The 1,268-nt window shown below is 73.8% G+C and carries 1 protein-coding gene and 1 pseudogene; both read left to right on the forward strand.

From position 1 onward, the window contains the following. Nucleotides 1–769: dienelactone hydrolase family protein (locus RDU12_RS15770; RefSeq protein WP_374990238.1), on the forward strand; the 769-nt coding region annotated here is incomplete at its 5' end. 19 nt (nt 770–788) lie between these two features. Beyond that, nucleotides 789–1,268 (forward strand): annotated as a pseudogene (locus tag RDU12_RS15775) (methyltransferase); the annotation flags it as partial.

Below are 1,268 nucleotides of genomic sequence, written 5' to 3' on the forward strand. Positions count from 1 at the left end.
TGGGGGGGAGCTGGCGCGGCAGCTGGCGTACTGGCGGGCGCGGCTGGGTGGGGATCTGCCGGTGCTGGAGCTGCCGTGGGACCGGCCGCGGCCGGCGGTGCTGCTGTTCCACGGCTGCGGCGGCCTGAGGGGGCATCTGCCGAAATACGCCGAGGTGGCGAAGGCGGCCGGCTGGCGGGCCTTCATCGTCGATTCCTACGGCCCGCGCGGCTGGAGCCGTCAGTTCGCCATGGCCACGGTCTGCACCGGCCTGCTGCTGCGCGGTCACGACCGGGCCGGCGACATCCTGGCGACCCTTTACGGCGTGTCGCAGCGGCCCGACGTGGACGCCTCGAAGATCGCCCTGGCCGGCTGGAGCCACGGCGGCTGGGGCATCATGGAGGCGATGAGCGCCGACCGCTCCCGCCCCGCCCTCGGCCTCGCCGACCCCGGAAACGTCAGTCTCGACGGGGTGGTCGCCGCGTACCTCGCCTACCCCTATGTCGGGATCGCCGCCTTCAACCGGATGCGGCCGTGGCGGCACTGTCCGAAGACCCTGGCGGTGATCGCCCGCTCGGATCACCTGACCACGGTGCGCAACGCTGAGCGGGTCCACGACATGATCCGCAACTGCGGGGCCGAGGTCGACACCTGGATCGCCGACGGCAGCCACAGCTTCGACGAGCCGATGACCGCCCCGCCGATGCGCTACGACCCCGAGCTCAGCGACGAAGCCCTGCGCCGCTTCGGCGCCCTGCTGCACGACGTGGCGGTCGCGCCCGCCGCCTGATCGGTCTATGGACCGCGCCATGACGACCCTCCTCTACGGCCGCCCCCCCGCGGTGTTCGACCCGCCCGGCGACGCCATCCAGACCTCGCCCCTGATCCCGGGCTCGACCCCGCTCGAGTCCGTGCCCGAAGGCTCGGCCGACGCCGCCATGATCTACGCCCCGCCCGGGGTGCTGGAGCGGCGGTATACGCTGGCCCTGGCGCTGCGGGCGCTGAAGCCCGGCGGCCGCCTCGACGTCATGGCTCCCAAGGACAAGGGCGGCTCCCGCCTGAAGAAGGAGCTCGAAGCCTTCGGCGTCGAGATCGGCGAGAGCGCCAAGGCCCACCACCGCCGCTGCGTGGTGATCCGGCCCGAGACCCTGACCGGCCTGGACGAGGCCATCACCGCCGGCGCCCCCCGCCTCGTGCCCGGGCTCGACGCCTGGTCGCAGCCGGGCGTCTTCGCCTGGGACCGCGTCGACGCCGGGACCCTGCTGCTGGCCCGGACCCTGCCGCCGCTG

Origin of the sequence: Brevundimonas sp. (genome assembly GCF_031082345.1) — a bacterium.
Taxonomy (GTDB): Bacteria; Pseudomonadota; Alphaproteobacteria; order Caulobacterales; family Caulobacteraceae; genus Brevundimonas.